Consider the following 17,359-nt stretch of genomic DNA (forward strand, 5'->3'; position numbering starts at 1 on the left):
ACAATGCAACTTAATCAATGCTCACTAAGGCTACCTGAAAAATTTTCAGGTAGCCTTCAGCACAGCTCGGCCAGTTTCTGGTCGATGGCTTCGGCGGTCATGAAGCTGCACATTTTGTGGTTGTTCACCAGCATCACCGGCGCGTCGCCGCAGGCGCCCATGCACTCGCCTTCCATCAGAGTAAATTTGCCGTCGGGCGTGGTTTCGCCGAAGCCGATGCCGAGTTTTTCCTGCAAATACTGTGCGGTATCCACGCTGCCGCGCAGGGCGCACGGCAGGTTGGTGCAGACAGTGAGCTTGTATTTACCCACCGGTTGCAGGTTGTACATATTATAGAAGGTGGCCACTTCGTAGGCTTGGGCGGCGGTAATGCCGATGTAGTCGGCCACGAAGGCGATGGTTTCGGGGGCAAGCCAGCCTTTTTCCGTTTGCGCGATACGCAGGGCGCCCATGATGGCAGAGCGGCGCTGGTCGGCCGGGAATTTGGCCAGCTCAATATCGATTTGTTTCAGTGATTCTGCGGATAACATTAGCGGTCTACCTCTCCGAATACGATGTCCTGCGTGCCGATGATGGCAACAACGTCGGACAGCATGTGGCCGCGTGCCATTTCGTCCATGCCTTGCAGGTGGGCGAAGCCGGGGGCGCGGATTTTCAGGCGGTAGGGTTTGTTGGCGCCGTCTGAAATAATATAGATGCCGAACTCGCCTTTGGGGTGCTCGACAGCAGTGTAGGTTTCGCCTTCGGGCACGTGCATGCCTTCGGTGAACAGTTTGAAATGGTGGATCAAATCTTCCATGCCGGTTTTCATTTCGGTGCGCTTGGGCGGGGCGACTTTGTGGTCGTCCACAATCACCGGGCCGGGATTGACGCGCAGCCATTCGGCGCATTGCTTGATGATGCGCACAGACTGGCGCATTTCATTGATGCGGCAGAGATAGCGGTCATAGCAATCGCCGTTTACCCCGACGGGAATATCGAAATCCATTCGGTCGTAAACTTCGTAGGGCTGTTTTTTGCGCACATCCCATTCGATGCCGGAACCGCGCAGCATCACGCCGGTAAAGCCTTTTTGCATGGCGCGCTCGGGCGAAACCACGCCGATGCCGACAGTACGCTGTTTCCAGATGCGGTTGTCGGTGAGCAGGGTTTCCAAATCGTCAATGCGTGAAGGGAAACGATCGCAGAAAGCATCGATGAAGTCGAGCATGCTGCCTTCACGCCAGGCATTCAGCTCTTTCAACACCTTGGCGCTGCGGTATTTGCTCGGCTCGTACTTAGGCATGAAATCAGGCAGATCGCGGTACACGCCGCCGGGGCGGAAATAGGCTGCGTGCATGCGCGCGCCGGAAACGGCTTCATACAAATCCATCAGGTCTTCGCGGTCGCGGAAGGCATACAGGATGGCGGTCATGGCGCCGATATCGAGCGCATGCGAACCCACGCCCATCAAATGGTTCAGGATGCGGGTAACCTCCGCAAACATGGTGCGGATATATTTGGCACGAATGGGAATTTCAATGCCCAGCAGCTTTTCTACAGCCAGGCAATAGGCCTGCTCGTTGACCATCATGGAAACGTAGTCCAAACGATCCATATACGGCAGGGCCTGCAGATAGGTTTTGGTTTCGGCCAGTTTTTCGGTGCCACGGTGCAGCAGGCCGATATGCGGGTCGGCGCGCACGATGGTTTCGCCGTCCAGCTCCAAAATCATGCGCAATACGCCGTGCGCGGCCGGATGCTGCGGACCGAAGTTGATGGTGTAGTTTCTCAGTTTAGTGGCCACCGTAATTCTCCTCACGGACGACACGCGGCGTGATTTCGCGCGGCTCGATGGTTACCGGCTGGTACACCACCCGTTTTTCTTGCTCGTCGTAGCGCATTTCCACATAACCAGAAACGGGGAAATCTTTGCGGAAGGGATAGCCGACAAAGCCGTAGTCGGTCAGGATACGGCGCAAATCAGGATGACCTTCAAACATAATCCCATATAAATCAAAGGCCTCACGCTCATACCAATCGGCGCTGTTATAAATATCAACCACCGAGCTCAACACCGGGAAATCATCATCTGCCACCCACACACGCACTCGAATACGCTGGTTGTTTTGCAGCGACGACAGCTGACTGACCACAGCAAAGCGCTGGCCTTCCCATGGCTCGTTTTTATATTCGCTGTAGTCCACGCCGCACAAATCAAGCAACAATTCAAAGTGCATGGATTCGTGATCGCGCAGCAGCTGCATAATTTCGCGGTAGTTCCCGGCTTGGGCTTCCACCGTGACTTCACCAAACGCCAAAATCACTTTCTCTGCTTTGTCGCCCAGCAGGTTTTGTACGGCAAGATACAAATCGTTTACATGCATGGCGTACTCCTAATGGCGGGCGATGGTATAGGTGCGCTTGATTTTGCCTTGCAGCTGGATCAAGCCGTAAATCAGCGCTTCGGCCGTGGGTGGGCAGCCGGGCACATACACATCCACCGGCACAATACGGTCACAACCGCGCACCACGGAATAAGAATAATGATAGTAACCGCCTCCGTTGGCGCACGAACCCATCGACAACACCCAGCGCGGCTCGGCCATTTGGTCGTACACGCGGCGCAGGGCGGGCGCCATTTTATTGGTGAGCGTGCCCGCCACAATCATCAAGTCGGACTGACGCGGCGACGGGCGGAAGATAATACCGAAGCGGTCGAGGTCGTAGCGCGCCATACCGGCATGCATCATTTCCACTGCGCAACAGGCCAAACCGAAGGTAACCGGCCACATCGAGCCGGTACGCATATAATTCAGCACGGTATCGGCACTGGTGGTGATAAACCCCTTACTCAAAACGCCTTCTATTCCCATTCCAGCGCACCTTTTTTCCATTCGTAAACAAAGCCGATGCCCAAAATCACGATAAACACGAGCATCACGCCGAAACCGAACATTCCCAAATCTTTAAACACCACCGCCCAAGGAAACATAAAGGCGATTTCCAAATCAAACAAAATAAACAGGATGGCCACCAAATAGTAGCGCACATCAAAACGCATACGGGCGTTTTCAAACGCCTCAAAGCCGCACTCGAAAGGCGCATCTTTTTCGGCATAGTGCCGCTTCGGGCCAAGCAGCGTGCCCAATGTTAAGAAAAGGACGCCCGCCGCCAAACCGACCAGCACGAAAACAAATACAGGGAAATAGTTAGCCAACATGGTTTGTACTCAGGGTAAACACATAAAATGCAGGTAAAACCAACCGGCATTGTAACCAAATTCATTGTTTGATTCAAAGCAAACCAGCATGCGAAAAGACAATATTTTCATTGCATTAAATAGAAATAATTCGCAATATCTTCAGCCCTTGCATTGCAACGGATTTCCCCCTTAAAGAGTTTTGATTTAAATCAACACTATAAAACCAACGCACACAAACTTCCCCGCATAACACTTATTTACACAGCAAGAGGCTACCTGAAAGCCGTTTGTCGCCTTACTGCAAAAACGTGTAGAATGCGCCGGTTTGTTACAGATCCCAAGATTGGGCCGCTAACCTTATGGATCCTTCCGGTTCCCACCCTGCCGTTTCTCTGATTGATTTCCCCTGATTTCCACCGTGCGCCATTACCGTGATGCACGGTAATGGAGTGCGCATGCCTACCCTATTGTCCTCTTCCGAACAACAGCCGATCGACATCGCCCGCATCCACGAGCTGGCCGACGCCCTGCTGCCCGTATACGACAGCATCCAGCCCGACAGCGCGCTCGACGACCCCTATCTCAACAGCTGCCTTTCCGAGCTCATCCAAATCCTGCACGAGCTGCACCCGGCCGACATCGCCGCCGCGCTGGAATCGCTGCCGCTGCAAGCCCGCCTTTTGGTGTGGAAACTGGTGGGGCCGGAGAGCGACGGCACCATCCTGTTGGAAGTGTCCGACGCCGTTCGCGAAACGCTGATTGAAAACATGGAACGGCAGGAACTCCTGGCCGCGGTCGAAGACATGGACGTGGACGACCTGGCCGAGCTGGCCGACGACCTGCCGCGCCAAATCGTGGCCGAAGCCCTGCAATCGCTCGACGAAGAAGAACGCGCCCAAGTGCAGGCCTCCATGTCGTTTGCCGACGACCAAGTGGGCGCCATCATGGACTTCGAGCTGGTGAGCATCCGCGCCGACGTTACCTGCGAAGTAGTGCTGCGCTATCTGCGCCGCTTCGAGAGCCTGCCCGACCACACCGACAAAATTTTCGTGATCGACGACAACGACATCCTGCAAGGCGTGCTGCCCATCCGCAAGCTGTTGGTGGCCGACCCGGATGAAATCGTCGAGCACATCATGGCGCGCGACATCGTGCGCTTCCACCCCGAAGACAACACCGAAGAAGCCGCGCAGGCGTTTGAGCGTTATGACTTGGTAACCGCCCCCGTTACCGATGCCGAAGGCAAGCTCATCGGCCGCCTCACCGTGGACGAAATGGTGGACGTGATCCGCGAAGAAACCGAGGCCGACATGTTGAACATGGCCGGTTTGCAGGAGGAAGAAGATCTGTTCGCCCCCGTGCTCGATTCGGTGAAAAACCGTTGGATGTGGCTCGCCATCAACTTGTGCACCGCCTTTGTGGCCAGCCGCGTGATTGGCGCATTTGAAGGCAGTATTGTGCAGATTGTGGCGCTGGCTGCGCTGATGCCGATTGTGGCCGGCATCGGCGGCAACTCGGGCAACCAAACCATCACCATGATTGTGCGCGCCATGGCCATGGGGCAGCTTTCCGGCAGCCAGGCGCTGCACCTGTTGAAAAAAGAAGTGGGCGTGGCGCTGATTAACGGCGTGATTTGGGGCGGCGTGATGGGCGTGGTGGCCTGGCTGCTGTATAAAAACATCGGCATCGGGCTGGTGATGGTGGCGGCGATGACGCTCAACCTGCTCTTGGCCGCCACCGTGGGCGTGCTGATTCCGGTGATTATGGACAAGCTCGGCCGCGATCCGGCGCTGGGCAGCTCGGTACTGATTACCGCCGTTACCGACTCCGGCGGCTTCCTCATCTTCCTCGGGCTGGCCACGCTGTTTTTGCTTTAATTTTAGTTACTTATGATTTTCAGGTAGCCTCTTCCACCATCGGATAGGCTACCTGAAATTTTTGCCAGCTTGATTGATCGGATTAATCCGGAGCCTTCAGCCTTCGGCTTTGGAAAAATGCGAATCCGGTTTGCAAACGCTAAGGTTTCAGCACAAACAGCGAATCACTCCATCACTGCAATAAAACCAGCTTATCCAACATCATCGTTTTTCAAGTAGCCTCTCGCGGCATTCAAAAGGCTACCTGAAAATTTCCTCACTGCCATCCTCCAAACTGCCTAATCCTTCCAGCTTCGGCGGTTGGTAAATCCACACGGCGGGTTTATAATGCCTGCCCCTTTGTCTGCCAGCCAAGCGGCTGAATCGAAAGAACCCTATGCTTACTTACCGCAAACTTCTTTGGGGCGTGTTCGCCGTATGCGTGGCGTGCACAGCGATGTCGCTCTATATGCAATACGGGCGCGGCATGGATCCGTGCGTGATGTGTATCGTGCAGCGCGTGGCCATTATGCTGGTTGGCGTGCTGGCCTTGCTTGCCGTATTGCTGCCGCAAGGCCGCTGCTGGGCGCGCACGCTTTCCGCCATATTGGTGAGCATCCCCACTGTGTGGGGCGGCTGGACGGCAGCCAGCCAGCTGCACCTGCAAAGCCTGCCTTTAGACCAACAACCTTCCTGCGGCGCGCCGTGGTCGTTCCGACTGCAAGGTGCGCCGCTGTTCGACCTGTATGAGCCGATTATCCGCGGCTACGGCGAATGCGGCAAAGTGGAATATTTCCTGGGCGTGCCGTTTGCCTGGTGGTCTCTGCTGGCCTGCCTGTTTATTCTGGCAGTGCTGTGGGGCGGCTGGTGGAAGCTGCGCGGGAAATAAGGGCAGCAAAGAATGGGGCAGGCGCTTGGCCTGCCCTTTTTGTTTGCCGGTTTGAAGCGATGTGCGGGCAACCCTATTTTCAGGTAGCCTCATCTGACAAAGGCTACCTGAAAATAAAACCGCCTTCTTTCCCAAGCAATCATTTGCGCATGAAAAAACGGCCTAGCTATCACGCTAGGCCGTTTTCTGTTATTTGGTGGAGGTAAGCGGGATCGAACCGCTGACCTCTTGCATGCCATGCAAGCGCTCTACCAACTGAGCTATACCCCCAATTATGGTGGCGAATCAGGGACTCGAACCCCGGACACAAGGATTATGATTCCTCTGCTCTAACCAGCTGAGCTAATTCGCCGCTACTGAAGAAACGCGTATTATACGGCTTTATAATTTCCTGTCAAACAAAAATGCCAACTTTTTTGCTACGGATTGATTTTTATAAATAAGTAATCAAGCAACGCCCATTCAAGCGGCCGGGCGGCAAATCCCTCGCAATAAAAACGGGCCGCATCCGCCATCAGCCGGCCTGTTTTGCCATCAATCGGCAAACTGCTTTTTCATGCGTTCGCGCCGCTCCTGCGCTTCCACCGATAAAGTGGCGGTGGGGCGCGCCAGCAGGCGTTTCAGGCCGATGGGCTCGCCGGTGTCCACGCAGAAGCCGTAGTCGCCCTCGTCGATTTGGCGCAGCGAAGCTTGGATTTTGCTGAGCAGCTTGCGCTCGCGGTCGCGGGTGCGCAGCTCCAGCGCGTATTCTTCTTCCTGCGTGGCGCGGTCGGCCGGATCGGGAGCGGCTTCGTGGTTTTGCAAGTGGCCAGTGGTGTCGGCGGCTTTCTGGATCAGTTCGTCTTGCAGCTTCACCAGCAACTCACGGAAAAAGGCCAGCTGGTCGGCATTCATATACTCCTCTTCCGGGCCTTTCCAGTTGATGATGTCCTGTTCGGTTAGTTTTGCCATGAGTTATCCTTTTTGTAAAAAATTGCAAACCGCCCCTTCCCGCAAACGGCTGCTTTTTTTGTGAAAAGCGGACTATAAAGCAGCCGCCGTTTTATGGCAAGAGCCACAAATTCAAACTGGCGAAAATCGCCGGCAACCACCAAGCCGCCCACCACCACAAAAGCAGCGCCAACAGGCTACCTGAAAAATCCCAGCGCCCGATGCGCAGGAAGGCAAACGGCCGACACAGCGGCTCGAAAATACGATTCAACACCGCCATCAGCGGCGAATAGCCCTGCGACAGCGAGAGCACCATGCGCCACAGCAGCCCGCCCAGCAGCACATAAGCCGCCGCGCGCGTGAGCGAAAGCACCGCAAACAGCATATTGGCCGCCGCCACCTGCCAGCTGAGCATCGACGAAGGTAAATACAGCAGCGAAAGCAGCAGATACGCCGCCACATACAGCAGCAAGGCCGCCAGCACGCAGGCCGTATCCCACTGACCCAGCGGCGGCACCACGCGGCGCAGCGGCTTCACCAGCCAATCCGTGCTGCGGCAGCAAAACTGCGCCAGCGGGTGCGAAAAATGCAGGCGACCGTATTGCAGCAGGCAGCGCGTGAGGCAGAGCATGGCCAGCGCGTCGGCCAGCAGGGAAATCAACTGGTTCAGCATCGCGTTCACTTCGCCAGCTCGTCCGCCAATTTCTGCGAACGCGCCACGCAGGCCTTCACGCCCGCGCCGATGGCTTCGGCCACGCCGTGCGCCTCGAAGGTTTGCAGCGCCTCATAAGTGGTGCCGCCTTTCGACGTTACCTTTTGCTGCAACAGGGAAAATGCTTCGCCGCTCTGCTCGGCCAGCAGCACCGCGCCTTTAAACGTGGCCAAGCTCAGCAGGCGCGCCTGTTCGGCATCGAAGCCCTGCTGCTGCGCGGCGCTTTGCAGCGCGTTGAGCAGGTAGAACACATAGGCCGGGCCGCTGCCGCTGATGCCGGTGATGCGGTGCAGGCCGTCTTCGTCGGGCAGCCACAGGGTTTGGCCGCTGGCCTGCATGATGCGCTCGGCCAAGGCGCGGTCGGCATCGGAAGCGCCGCTGTCGGCAAACAGCCCGGCCACACCCTGCCCTACCTGCGCCGGCGTGTTCGGCATCACGCGCACGATGCGCCGCGTGCCGCCCAGCCAGCCGCTCAAAGCCGCGCACGGCAGCCCGGCCGCCACCGACAGCACCAGTGCGCCGCCCAGCTGCACGTTTTGCAGCGCGGCCTGCATATCTTGCGGCTTCACCGCCAACACCAGCACGTCTTGTTCGCCCAATGGCGGCAGCCCGGCGGCGGTGGCGATACCGTATTGCCGCGACAACTCGGCCAGCTTGGCGGCGCTGTGGTCGATGGCGCAGATGTCGAAACCGCCGGCGCGGCTCATGCCGGCGATGATGGCGGCGGCCATATTGCCCGCGCCCAAGAAATAAATCGTCATGGTTTTTCCTTTCGGTGAGGTGAATGCGGATGGGGCGGCGTTTTCATTTTTCAGGTAGCCTCTTCCGGCTATCGTTGGGCTAGCTGAAAATTGTGTATCTTTCTCAGCTAGCCTGTGAGCTGAGTAAGAGGCTACCTGAAAATTTTCCACCCTTTTTCAGGTAGCCCGATGCCTACCAATAGGCAAACGGATAACGCTCATACAAGCCCAGCGCTATCTCATCCATGCGGGCTTGGAACGCATCCTGCGCCTGCTGATTCGGCGCTGACTGGGTTTCGAGCAGCGTTTCGAGCTCTTGCAAAAGAAAGGCCGTTTGCAGGAAGGGGATGAAGCCGACGGCCATATCGGCAAACTGCGCCTCCGCTTCATCGTATTCGCCTTGGTTGTGGTCGTAAAACAAAATGTTGCCGCCCTCTTTGCCTATTAACCAAGTATCGCCCTGCCCGCTGTTGCCGATAAGCCAATACCGCGCGGCCGTATCGGGATAATCGCAGCTCAGGCGGCAGTTTTCATTGAGTGCGGTTTGGTAGCCCCAAAGCCGGATGTCGGGCGTGATTTCCACGCTTTCGCATTGCTGCAAAAAAGACAAATACGCCGCAGGCAAAGGCGGCAGTTTGTCTAAACGCTTAACCGCAACCGCGCGCTTGGGCAGCTTAGCCATAATTTGTTCTATAGAAAGTGGGGCAAACATATTTCCAAGCTGGCTTTGGAAGCCATAGAGGCTACCTGAAAACTTCAGCTTCAATAAAGTTAAAACAGAACCTTCACACAGTGCGGCATAGTTTTCAGGTAGCCTTCCCAATCGGCAAAGGCTACCTGAAAATTTTATTCGCTATAACTGCGCTGGCCGAAAATGGCACTGCCGATGCGCACCTGGGTGGCGCCGCAGGCCACGGCGGTTTCCAAATCTTCCGACATGCCCATGGAGAGCGTGTCCACGTCCAGCCCTTGCTGTTGCAGGTATTGCAGCAGTTCGTTCATGCGGCCGAACTGTTGGCGCAGCTCTTCTTCGCTGCTGCCCAGCCGCGCTACGCACATCAGGCCGCGCAGTTTCAAATTGGGTAGCGAGGCTACCTGAAAAGCCAGCTCGCGGATGCTTTCTTCCTGCGGCGGCACGCCGTGCTTCACATCTTCGCCGCCGATGTTCACTTCAATCAGCACTTGCAGCGGCGGCATTTCGGGCGGGCGCTGCTCGCTTAAGCGGCGGGCGATTTTTTCGCGGTCGATGGTGTGCACCCAGTGGGCGCGCTCGGCGGCGATGCGGCTTTTGTTGGATTGGATGTGGCCGATGATATGCCAGCAAATATCGGGGATGTCGGCCAGCTCGCTGCTTTTCTCTTCAAATTCTTGCAGATAGTTTTCGCCGAAATCGCGCTGGGTGCTTTTTTGGCACAAGAGGCGCACGTCGGCGGCGGGGAAGGTTTTGCTCACAGCAATCAGGTCGGGCTCGGGGCGGCCGGCGGCTTCGGCGGCGGCCCAGATGCGGGCGCGCACGGCGTGCAGGTTCATGGTTAGCACTCTCATGGTTTTTCCTTTTAATCAAACAGTCCACTGGGGATTTTACACACGGGGATGGGCTGGATTTTGTGCAGGGTGGCACGGTGCAGGCGCTGGAAGATGTCGAACACTTCGCGCTCGCGGCCGGCAAATTCTTCGGCGCGGCGGCCGGCTTCGCTCTGCGCCATCGCCCATTCGAGCTCGGGGTAGCTGGCGCCCATCTGCTGCTCGTCGGTGCGCTCTTCGTCCCACAGGCCGTCGGTGGGCGCGGCCTGGCGGATGGCGGGCGACACTTCCAGCGCTTCGGCCAGGGCGTACACTTGGGTTTTGAGCAGGTCGCCGATGGGGCTGAGGTCCACGCCGCCGTCGCCGTATTTAGTGAAGAAGCCCGCGCCGAAGTCTTCCACTTTGTTGCCGGTGCCGGCCACGAGCAGGCCGTTGATTTGGCCGTAGTAATAGAGGGCGGCCATGCGCAGGCGGGAGCGGGTGTTGGCCAGGGCGAGGTTTTTGTTGGCGGCGGCAGTGCCGGCCACGCTGTGCTCGAATTGCTCGAAAGTGGGCGTGAGATTGAGCGTTTGGCTGTGCACGTTCACGAAACGGTGCTGCAAGTCGGCGATATACTCCTGGGCGCGCGCCAGCTGGTCGGCCTTCTGGCGGATGGGCAGCACCAGGCACAACACGTCCAGCCCGCTGTGCGCGCACAGGGCAGACACCACGGCGGAATCCACCCCGCCGGAAATGCCCACCACGAAGCCTTTGGCGCCGGCGCGCACGGCATAATCGGCCAGCCAGCGGCTGATGTGTCGGATAACGGCTTGGGTTTGCATGAGGTTTTCCTATCTTGATGGGCAGGCCGCACATAAATCATCCACGGCCTGTTGAATATAATCTTTTAGCGAAGCTAAGCAGGCTTCATCCGCAATTTTTTCATTTTCTTGCAAATAATAATAACGCCCCAGTGAATCGCTCACATCAACCCTGCCTTGCAGGGCGAGCCGGTGCAGCTCCATTTCCAGCACCACTTCGTCGTTATCGTCATTTTTCAGGTAGCCTGGGCGCAGCAGCAGGCTGAGCAGAATCCGAACCGCACTCGGGCGCACAAAAATATCCGCATCTATCTTCAGCACCCGAAAGTCGGCCGAAAGCTCATCGCGCCATTTTATGATTTGCCCCAATAATGCCAGCTCATTCATCTGCACACCTCCGCTCCGCAGCAGCGGCTAATATATCGCCAATCCGTGCAAAAGCCAAATGCCAAACCCGTCCGCACAGTCTGCTAGAATCCCGCCGCAGGCTACCTGAAAATCATGTGGCACACTTTTCAGGTAGCCTCAAACACACCCCAAAGGAATCCCCATGCCCCACCCCGTCCCCAGCAAATCCGCCTGCAACCCGGCCGCCAAGGCCTCGTATTGGTTTACCCCGATACCGAACACACCCTGCCCGCCGAATACCTGCGCGTGTATTCCCCCAGCGCCGAAGTACGCGGCCACGGGCGCGGTCAGGCCAAACTGCAAACCGGCAAAGCCCGCGTCACCATCACCAATCTCGCCCCCGCCGGCAACTACGCCCTCAAAATCACCTTCTCCGACGGCCACGACAGCGGGCTCTACAGCTGGGCCTACCTGTATGAATTGGCACAAGGATACGCTACAATGTGGCCCGCTTACCTGCGCCGCCTTGAAGCAACCGGCGCCTCCCGAGAACCCGCCGCACAAGCGCACACCCCGCCGAAAGGAAAGAAATGTTCGCACTAAACCGCACCCTGCCCGCCTTCCTCGCCGCCACCGCCCTGCTGCTCGCCGGCTGCGACAAAATCGCCGACAAAATCGACGAAACCCAAGCCCGCCAAGAATTCGTGACCAGCTGCGCCAAATCCGCCAACGAATCCTCCAAAGGCGCCATCAACCTCGACGCCGCCACCAAACTGTGCGGCTGCTCCTACGACGAAGCCGCCTCCACCTACAGCGACCGCAACCAATGGAAGCGCGACCTCGTCCGCTACGGCCTGAAGCAAGACGACAAAGCCCTCGAAGCCAAACTCGAAGCCGCCATGAATACCTGCGTCGAGCGCTTCACCAAAGGCCAACTCTAACCCGCCACCGCCGCCCAAAGGCTACCTGAAAGCACCCCATGACCGACAAACAAACCCATTTCGGCTACCAAACCGTAAACGAAAGCGAAAAAGCCGCCAAAGTAGCCGAAGTCTTCCACTCCGTCGCCAAGAAATACGACATCATGAACGACGTCATGTCCGGCGGCCTGCACCGCGTGTGGAAACACTTCACCATCAGCACCGCCCGCGTGCCCAAAGGCGGCAAAGTGCTCGACATCGCCGGCGGCACCGGCGACCTCTCCCGCGGCTGGGCCAAGCGCGTGGGCGAGCGCGGCGAAGTATGGCTCACCGACATCAACTCCTCCATGCTCGGCGTCGGCCGCGACCGACTGCTCAACGAAGGCCTGATTCTGCCCGTGGCCGTATGCGACGCCGAAAAGCTGCCCTTCCCAAGCAACTATTTCGACCTCGTATCCGTGTCTTTCGGCCTGCGCAACATGACGCATAAAGACGCCGCCCTGCGCGAAATGTACCGCGTGCTCAAACCCGGCGGCAGCCTGCTCGTGCTCGAATTTTCCAAGCCCGCCAAAATGCTCGCCCCCGCCTACGACCTCTACTCCTTCAAACTCCTGCCGTTGATGGGCAAGCTCATCGCCAAAGACGCCGACAGCTACCAATACCTCGCCGAATCCATCCGCATGCATCCCGACCAGGAAACCCTCAAGCAAATCATGCTCGAAGCCGGCTTCGACAGCGTCGATTACTACAACATGAGCGGCGGCATCGTTGCCCTGCACAAAGGCGTGAAATTCTGATTGCCCGCCAAGCAAAGCAAAGGCTACCTGAAAAATCCAAACCGTTTTCAGGTAGCCTTATTCAAATAACAAGCAGGCCACCTGAAAACGCAGCGCAGCGAAGTTTCTGCGAAGCTAAAACTCAGCTCAAAAGCAGCTAAACCGCCGCAGCCCATTCCGCATTCCACAAAGCAAAACCCACACGGCGCAAACCGTGCGGGTTTCAAAATTCTTTGGTGCCCAGGAGAAGACTCGAACTTCCACACCCGTGAGGATACCAGCACCTGAAGCTGGCGCGTCTACCAATTCCGCCACCTGGGCGAGCCGACTTTTGGCAAATTCTAATTCAAGCAAACTGTGGTGCCCAGGAGAAGACTCGAACTTCCACACCCGTGAGGATACCAGCACCTGAAGCTGGCGCGTCTACCAATTCCGCCACCTGGGCTTTGCTTTAATCGGAGCTTTGCGTTAAAGTGCGTTGCTCTTTATGCAAGAAACGCGCATTATAGCGCCAATTTTCCACTTGTCAATTTATATATGAAGAAGAAAACCTCACTCCGCCTGCAAGACCCCTATCTGCAACGGGAAACGCAACGCTACGAACACCCCCTGCCCAGCCGCGAATGGATTACCGAAATGCTGGAAGACCGCGGCATCCCGCTGAAAACCGAATCCCTGGCCATCCTGCTCGACATCGCCGAGCACGAAATGCCCTTTTTCGAACGCCGCCTCGGCGCCATGGCGCGCGACGGCCAAATCCTCATCAACCGGCGCGGCATGGTGTGCGCCGCCGAAAAACTCGCGCTGGTGAAATGCCGCATTGAAGCACACAAAGACGGTTTCGGCTTTGCCGTGCCGCTCACGCCCGACGGCCAAGGCGACTTCGCCCTCTCCGCCCGCCAAATGCGCGGCCTGATGCACGGTGACACCGTTACCGTGCGCCCCGCCGGCACCGACCGCCGCGGCCGCCGCGAAGGCCAAGTGCTCGATGTGATTGAGCATGCGCAGAAAACCGTGGTCGGCCGCCTCCTGATGGAGCGCGGCATCGCCATGCTGGTGCCGGAAGACCGCCGCCTGCCCGACAACATCCTGCTCGAGCCCGATTCGCTGGGCAAAGCCAAGCCCGGCCAAGTCATCGTGGCCGAAATCGACGCCTACCCCGACGCACACCGCCCGGCCGTGGCCAGCGTGGTGGAAATTCTGGGCGATTATGCCGACAGCGGCATGGAAATCGAAATTGCCGTGCGCCAGCACCACCTGCCGCACCAATTCTCCGCCGCCTGCGAAAAAGCCGCTGCCAAAATCCCTTCTGCCGTGCGCAAATCCGACCTCAAAGGCCGCGAAGACCTGCGCGATCTGCCCTTGGTAACGATAGACGGCGAAAGCTCGCGCGATTTCGACGACGCCGTGTACGCCGAAAAACAGGGGCGCAACTTCCGCCTGGTGGTGGCCATTGCCGACGTGAGCCACTATGTGAAGCCGCAAGACGCAATTGACGCCGACGCGCAGGAACGCGCCACCAGCGTGTATTTCCCGCGCCGCGTGATTCCCATGTTGCCCGAAAGCCTCTCCAACGGCATCTGCTCGCTCAACCCCGACGTAGAGCGGCTGTGCATGGTGTGCGACATGGTGTTCACCTACGCCGGCAACCTCAAATCCTACCGCTTCTCCCCCGCCGTGATGCGCTCGCACGCCCGCCTCACCTACACCGAAGTGTGGGATTGGATTGAAAACGGTAGCGGCAACCCGCTCAAACCGCATATCGACACGCTCTACAAGCTCTATCAAATCCTGCTCAAAAAACGCCGCCAGCGCGGCGCGATGGAGTTTGAAAGCACCGAAACCGAGATGATTTTCGACAAACAGGGCAAAATCAAACGCATCGTGCCCGTGGTGCGCAACGAAGCCCACCGCCTGATTGAAGAATGCATGCTCGCCGCCAACGTGTGCGCCGCCGAATTCCTGCTGAAAAACCAGCACCCCGCCCTCTTCCGCAACCACGCCGGCCCCCCCCCGAAAAACTCGCCACCCTGCGCGAGCAGCTCGGCCTGCTCGGGCTCTCCCTCGGCGGCGGCGACCAGCCCACCCCGCTCGACTACGCCGCCCTCTTCGCCCAAACCGCCGAGCGCCCCGACCGCGAGCTGATCCAAGTGATGCTGCTGCGCTCCATGCAGCAGGCCGTGTACGAGCCCGGCAACAGCGGCCACTTCGGCCTCGCCTACGCCGCCTACACCCACTTCACCTCCCCCATCCGCCGCTATCCCGACCTGCTCGTGCACCGTGCCATCAAAGCCGTGCTTGCAGACCGCCGCTACACCCCCGCCGACAACTGGGGCGCGCTCGGCATCCACAGCTCCCAATGCGAGCGCCGCGCCGACGAAGCCAGCCGCGACGTGGAAAACTGGCTCAAAACCTACTACATGCAAGACAAAGTGGGCGAAGTGTTCAGCGGCACCGTGAGCGGCATGGCCGGCTTCGGCCTGTTCGTCACCCTCGACGATATCCACACCGAAGGCCTCGTCCACATCAGCGATTTAGGCGAAGACTATTTCAACTACCGCCCCGAAACCATGAGCATCGAAGGCGAACGCAGCGGCCTGCGCTTCGGCATAGGCGACAAAGTCGTCGTACAAGTGGCCCGCGCCGACCTCGACACCCGCAAAATCGACCTCTCCCTCATCAGCGGCGGCAGCCAGCCCGAGCGCAGCGGCAAGACCGCCAAAAGCAAAGCCAAAACCAAGGCCGGCAAAACCAAAGCCGCAGGCAAAGCCCCAAGCAAGCCCGCCGCCCCGGCCAAGAAAACCCGCAGCCGCAAAAACAGCAGCCAAAGTGCCGCCAAACCCGCCGCTGCGGCCAAGCCCAAGCGCAAACCCCGCTCCCGCAAAAGCGGCGGCTAGGCTACCTAAATAAAGGCTACCTGAAAAGTTTCAGGTAGCCTCTTATCTTATAAACAAATCAACTTACTTATTTAAAACCATAAATTTCTCTGTGCCGCTGCAAGAATGGTAGATGCTTATTCTTATTCAATTTTCGTAATTTAGCATCCAAGGGAATCGACATTTGCTGTAATAAATATTGATACTCAGGTTTATATATAATTACTCCCTCATCATCAAAACTAATATACCCAGAATCAAACAGCCTATCCAAATGAGGAGAAAGTAATAAGCCATTAAATGGATTCACTTTATCAATTTTATTTGCCTCAGACCAAGGCACAATATGGGAAGCTATTAAAAATCCGCCACTTTTAGGATTTTCTGCCCCCAACACAGCACATTTATTGTCCCAATATTTCATCAGCTCTTCTCTAAACTTCGCATGGCCAATGCGAGCTTTTGCCATCGCAACGGTATCAATTCCTATTGCAACAGTATCTATAACACTTTCTTTTTTTCATCTTCATCCGAATTTGACAAATCCAAGGCAGTAAATACTACTTTTAACCTATCTGGATTTTCTTCCCATATTGCTTCAATTAATTTACTAATATATTTTGGCAGTTGAATTTCTTTACCACTAGAAATAGTTAATCTTTCTTTAAAAATTAACCCAGAAAATTCAACAAAAAATAATCTTTTTGACCCATCCTGATAATCTGATTTAATTGGTTCAGGAATTGTCCAGGCATTAAAAGTTGTTTTTCTACATATATCTAGCCAAGACGATTTTGACAGCAAAATTTGATGCCCTCTTGCCATGGTAAGCTCCTTCTTAAAAATCAACTGTACAAATAATGATGAGAAAGCTGCCTGATTTTTTCAGGTAGCCTCTTCCCGTTTGCGCTAAAACCGCTCGTGCGGCGCCAGATAGCGCCACTGCCCCGGCGGCAACGCGCCGAGTTTCACCCTGCCGATGCGGATGCGTTTGAGCCCCACCACGCGCAGCCCCACCAGCTCGCACATGCGGCGGATTTGCCGCTTCTTGCCCTGTTTCAACACAAAGCGCAGCTGGTCTTGGTTTTGCCACGACACCTTGGCCGGGCGCAGCGCCTCGCCGTCGAGCTTCAGGCCGTGGTTAAGCAGGCGCAGGCCTTCTTCCGACAGCGTGCCCTTCACGCGCACCAGATATTCTTTTTCCACCCCGCTGTTTTCGCCAATCAGGCTTTTGGCCACGCGCCCGTCTTGCGTGAGCACGAGCAGCCCGACCGAATCGATATCCAGCCGGCCGGCCGGGGCGAGGCCTTGGCGATGCGCCGCTTTGAATTTTTGCGGGCTGCGGTCTTCCGGCCAATGGTTGGCTTCGGTGATCAGCTCGGCGGCGCTGCGGTAGCCCTTTTCGGCCTGCCCGCTCACAAAGCCCACGGGCTTGTGCAGCAGGATGGTTACGCGGCCGGCCTGCGCTTCATGCGCGGCGCGGTGCAGCTCGATGCGGTCGCCCGCGCCCACCTTTTGGCCGAGCACGGCTTTTTCGCCGTTCACGCTCACCCAGCCGCGCTCGATATAGGCATCGGCTTCGCGGCGGGAACAGAGACCGAGCTCGGCCATGCGTTTGGAAAGGCGGACGGTGTTGTCTTGGGTGGTCATATTCGTTTCTTTTTTAGGCAGATGTTAATTTCAGGCAGCCTGCTTGGCGTGAGAAAGCTACCTGAAAAATAGGAATGGCAGGCCAAGCGGTTTTCAACTTCGCAGAAACTCAGCCTTATAGTGAATCAAATTGGCTTTCGATACCAGGCAGCGA

Annotated in this window: 21 protein-coding genes, 4 tRNA genes and 1 pseudogene; 7 read left to right on the top strand and 19 right to left on the bottom strand. The window is 57.1% G+C overall.

The window, feature by feature from the left end; translation table 11 throughout:
* Positions 1–56: 56 nt before the first annotated feature.
* Genes nuoE through LG371_RS08110 form a run of 5 tightly spaced genes read right to left on the bottom strand, consistent with a single transcriptional unit; the run spans position 57 to position 3,202 of the window.
* Positions 57–530 carry an NADH-quinone oxidoreductase subunit NuoE gene (nuoE, locus tag LG371_RS08090; protein WP_225748225.1) on the bottom strand — a complete coding sequence of 158 codons (474 nt, stop codon included), beginning with the start codon at positions 528–530 and terminating at the stop codon, positions 57–59.
* On the bottom strand, positions 530–1,786 hold the full coding sequence (gene nuoD / locus LG371_RS08095) for an NADH dehydrogenase (quinone) subunit D (RefSeq protein ID WP_067594090.1): 1,257 nt from the start codon (positions 1,784–1,786) through the stop codon (positions 530–532). Before nuoD ends, nuoE begins: the two co-directional genes overlap by 1 nt.
* Positions 1,776–2,366: an NADH-quinone oxidoreductase subunit C gene (locus LG371_RS08100; protein ID WP_225748226.1), complete on the bottom strand. Its 591-nt coding sequence runs from the start codon at positions 2,364–2,366 to the stop codon at positions 1,776–1,778. The genes nuoD and LG371_RS08100 overlap by 11 nt, the downstream gene beginning before the upstream one ends.
* Positions 2,367–2,375: 9 nt before the next feature.
* The gene (locus LG371_RS08105) at positions 2,376–2,855 is read right to left on the bottom strand and encodes an NADH-quinone oxidoreductase subunit B family protein (protein ID WP_067594097.1); all 480 of its coding nucleotides are present in this window, start codon (positions 2,853–2,855) and stop codon (positions 2,376–2,378) included.
* Positions 2,846–3,202, bottom strand: a complete 357-nt coding sequence (locus tag LG371_RS08110; RefSeq protein WP_067594100.1) for an NADH-quinone oxidoreductase subunit A — start codon at positions 3,200–3,202, stop codon at positions 2,846–2,848. Before LG371_RS08110 ends, LG371_RS08105 begins: the two co-directional genes overlap by 10 nt.
* Positions 3,203–3,618: 416 nt before the next feature.
* Between LG371_RS08110 and mgtE the strand changes: the two genes are divergently transcribed.
* Both mgtE and LG371_RS08120 read left to right on the top strand, forming a co-directional pair.
* A complete protein-coding gene (gene mgtE / locus LG371_RS08115; protein WP_370632674.1) occupies positions 3,619–5,061 on the top strand; it encodes a magnesium transporter in 1,443 nt (480 codons plus the stop codon).
* 376 nt (positions 5,062–5,437) lie between these two features.
* The gene (locus tag LG371_RS08120; RefSeq protein WP_067594106.1) at positions 5,438–5,929 is read left to right on the top strand and encodes a disulfide bond formation protein B; all 492 of its coding nucleotides are present in this window, start codon (positions 5,438–5,440) and stop codon (positions 5,927–5,929) included.
* A 194-nt stretch (positions 5,930–6,123) separates the two neighbouring features.
* Here LG371_RS08120 and LG371_RS08125 read toward each other — a convergent pair.
* The 9 genes from LG371_RS08125 to LG371_RS08165 all read right to left on the bottom strand — a co-directional run bounded on the left by LG371_RS08125 (position 6,124) and on the right by LG371_RS08165 (position 11,022).
* Positions 6,124–6,199 (bottom strand) — tRNA-Ala (locus LG371_RS08125).
* A gap of 5 nt (positions 6,200–6,204) precedes the next feature.
* Positions 6,205–6,281, bottom strand: a tRNA-Met gene (locus LG371_RS08130).
* Between the two features lie 182 nt (positions 6,282–6,463).
* Positions 6,464–6,880 carry an RNA polymerase-binding protein DksA gene (gene dksA, locus LG371_RS08135; protein ID WP_067594108.1) on the bottom strand — a complete coding sequence of 139 codons (417 nt, stop codon included), beginning with the start codon at positions 6,878–6,880 and terminating at the stop codon, positions 6,464–6,466.
* Between the two features lie 91 nt (positions 6,881–6,971).
* A complete protein-coding gene (locus LG371_RS08140) occupies positions 6,972–7,532 on the bottom strand; it encodes a YggT family protein (RefSeq protein WP_067594111.1) in 561 nt (186 codons plus the stop codon).
* A gap of 5 nt (positions 7,533–7,537) precedes the next feature.
* Positions 7,538–8,332 (bottom strand): pyrroline-5-carboxylate reductase, encoded by a 795-nt coding sequence (gene proC / locus LG371_RS08145; protein ID WP_225748228.1) that lies wholly within the window; start codon positions 8,330–8,332, stop codon positions 7,538–7,540.
* A 172-nt stretch (positions 8,333–8,504) separates the two neighbouring features.
* On the bottom strand, positions 8,505–8,993 hold the full coding sequence (locus tag LG371_RS08150; RefSeq protein ID WP_156503565.1) for an SMI1/KNR4 family protein: 489 nt from the start codon (positions 8,991–8,993) through the stop codon (positions 8,505–8,507).
* Between the two features lie 164 nt (positions 8,994–9,157).
* The gene (locus LG371_RS08155; RefSeq protein ID WP_225748229.1) at positions 9,158–9,856 is read right to left on the bottom strand and encodes a YggS family pyridoxal phosphate-dependent enzyme; all 699 of its coding nucleotides are present in this window, start codon (positions 9,854–9,856) and stop codon (positions 9,158–9,160) included.
* An 11-nt stretch (positions 9,857–9,867) separates the two neighbouring features.
* Complete coding sequence (nadE, locus tag LG371_RS08160; RefSeq protein WP_225748230.1) at positions 9,868–10,656, bottom strand: NAD(+) synthase; 789 nt, start codon at positions 10,654–10,656, stop codon at positions 9,868–9,870.
* Between the two features lie 9 nt (positions 10,657–10,665).
* Positions 10,666–11,022 carry a hypothetical protein gene (locus LG371_RS08165; protein WP_067594125.1) on the bottom strand — a complete coding sequence of 119 codons (357 nt, stop codon included), beginning with the start codon at positions 11,020–11,022 and terminating at the stop codon, positions 10,666–10,668.
* Between the two features lie 114 nt (positions 11,023–11,136).
* On the opposite strand from LG371_RS08165, the gene LG371_RS08170 reads away from it, so the two are divergent.
* The 3 genes from LG371_RS08170 to ubiE are packed head-to-tail and all read left to right on the top strand — an operon-like array spanning position 11,137 to position 12,700.
* Complete coding sequence (locus tag LG371_RS08170) at positions 11,137–11,586, top strand: gamma-butyrobetaine hydroxylase-like domain-containing protein (protein WP_225748231.1); 450 nt, start codon at positions 11,137–11,139, stop codon at positions 11,584–11,586.
* Positions 11,574–11,924, top strand: coding sequence for a hypothetical protein (locus LG371_RS08175; RefSeq protein WP_225748232.1), 351 nt, complete (start codon positions 11,574–11,576; stop codon positions 11,922–11,924). Before LG371_RS08170 ends, LG371_RS08175 begins: the two co-directional genes overlap by 13 nt.
* A gap of 38 nt (positions 11,925–11,962) precedes the next feature.
* Positions 11,963–12,700 carry a bifunctional demethylmenaquinone methyltransferase/2-methoxy-6-polyprenyl-1,4-benzoquinol methylase UbiE gene (gene ubiE, locus LG371_RS08180; RefSeq protein WP_067594134.1) on the top strand — a complete coding sequence of 246 codons (738 nt, stop codon included), beginning with the start codon at positions 11,963–11,965 and terminating at the stop codon, positions 12,698–12,700.
* A 213-nt stretch (positions 12,701–12,913) separates the two neighbouring features.
* Here the strand turns inward: ubiE and LG371_RS08185 are convergent.
* Together LG371_RS08185 and LG371_RS08190 are read right to left on the bottom strand one after the other, a co-directional pair.
* Positions 12,914–13,000 (bottom strand) — tRNA-Leu (locus LG371_RS08185).
* A gap of 37 nt (positions 13,001–13,037) precedes the next feature.
* Positions 13,038–13,124, bottom strand: a tRNA-Leu gene (locus LG371_RS08190).
* Between the two features lie 332 nt (positions 13,125–13,456).
* On the opposite strand from LG371_RS08190, the pseudogene LG371_RS12415 reads away from it, so the two are divergent.
* Both LG371_RS12415 and LG371_RS12420 read left to right on the top strand, forming a co-directional pair.
* Positions 13,457–14,922 (top strand): annotated as a pseudogene (locus LG371_RS12415) (ribonuclease R family protein); the annotation flags it as partial.
* Between the two features lie 222 nt (positions 14,923–15,144).
* Positions 15,145–15,576: a S1 RNA-binding domain-containing protein gene (locus tag LG371_RS12420; RefSeq protein ID WP_370632675.1), complete on the top strand. Its 432-nt coding sequence runs from the start codon at positions 15,145–15,147 to the stop codon at positions 15,574–15,576.
* A 67-nt stretch (positions 15,577–15,643) separates the two neighbouring features.
* Here the strand turns inward: LG371_RS12420 and LG371_RS08200 are convergent, their stop codons facing one another.
* The 3 genes from LG371_RS08200 to LG371_RS08210 form a co-directional block, all read right to left on the bottom strand.
* Positions 15,644–16,024, bottom strand: a complete 381-nt coding sequence (locus LG371_RS08200) for an HNH endonuclease (protein ID WP_225748233.1) — start codon at positions 16,022–16,024, stop codon at positions 15,644–15,646.
* 32 nt (positions 16,025–16,056) lie between these two features.
* A complete protein-coding gene (locus tag LG371_RS08205; RefSeq protein ID WP_225748234.1) occupies positions 16,057–16,380 on the bottom strand; it encodes a hypothetical protein in 324 nt (107 codons plus the stop codon).
* 84 nt (positions 16,381–16,464) lie between these two features.
* Positions 16,465–17,205, bottom strand: a complete 741-nt coding sequence (locus tag LG371_RS08210; RefSeq protein ID WP_067594140.1) for a pseudouridine synthase — start codon at positions 17,203–17,205, stop codon at positions 16,465–16,467.
* Positions 17,206–17,359: the final 154 nt, after the last annotated feature.

It is taken from the genome of Eikenella sp. Marseille-P7795 (genome assembly GCF_916618725.1).
Taxonomy (GTDB): Bacteria; Pseudomonadota; Gammaproteobacteria; order Burkholderiales; family Neisseriaceae; genus Eikenella; species Eikenella longinqua.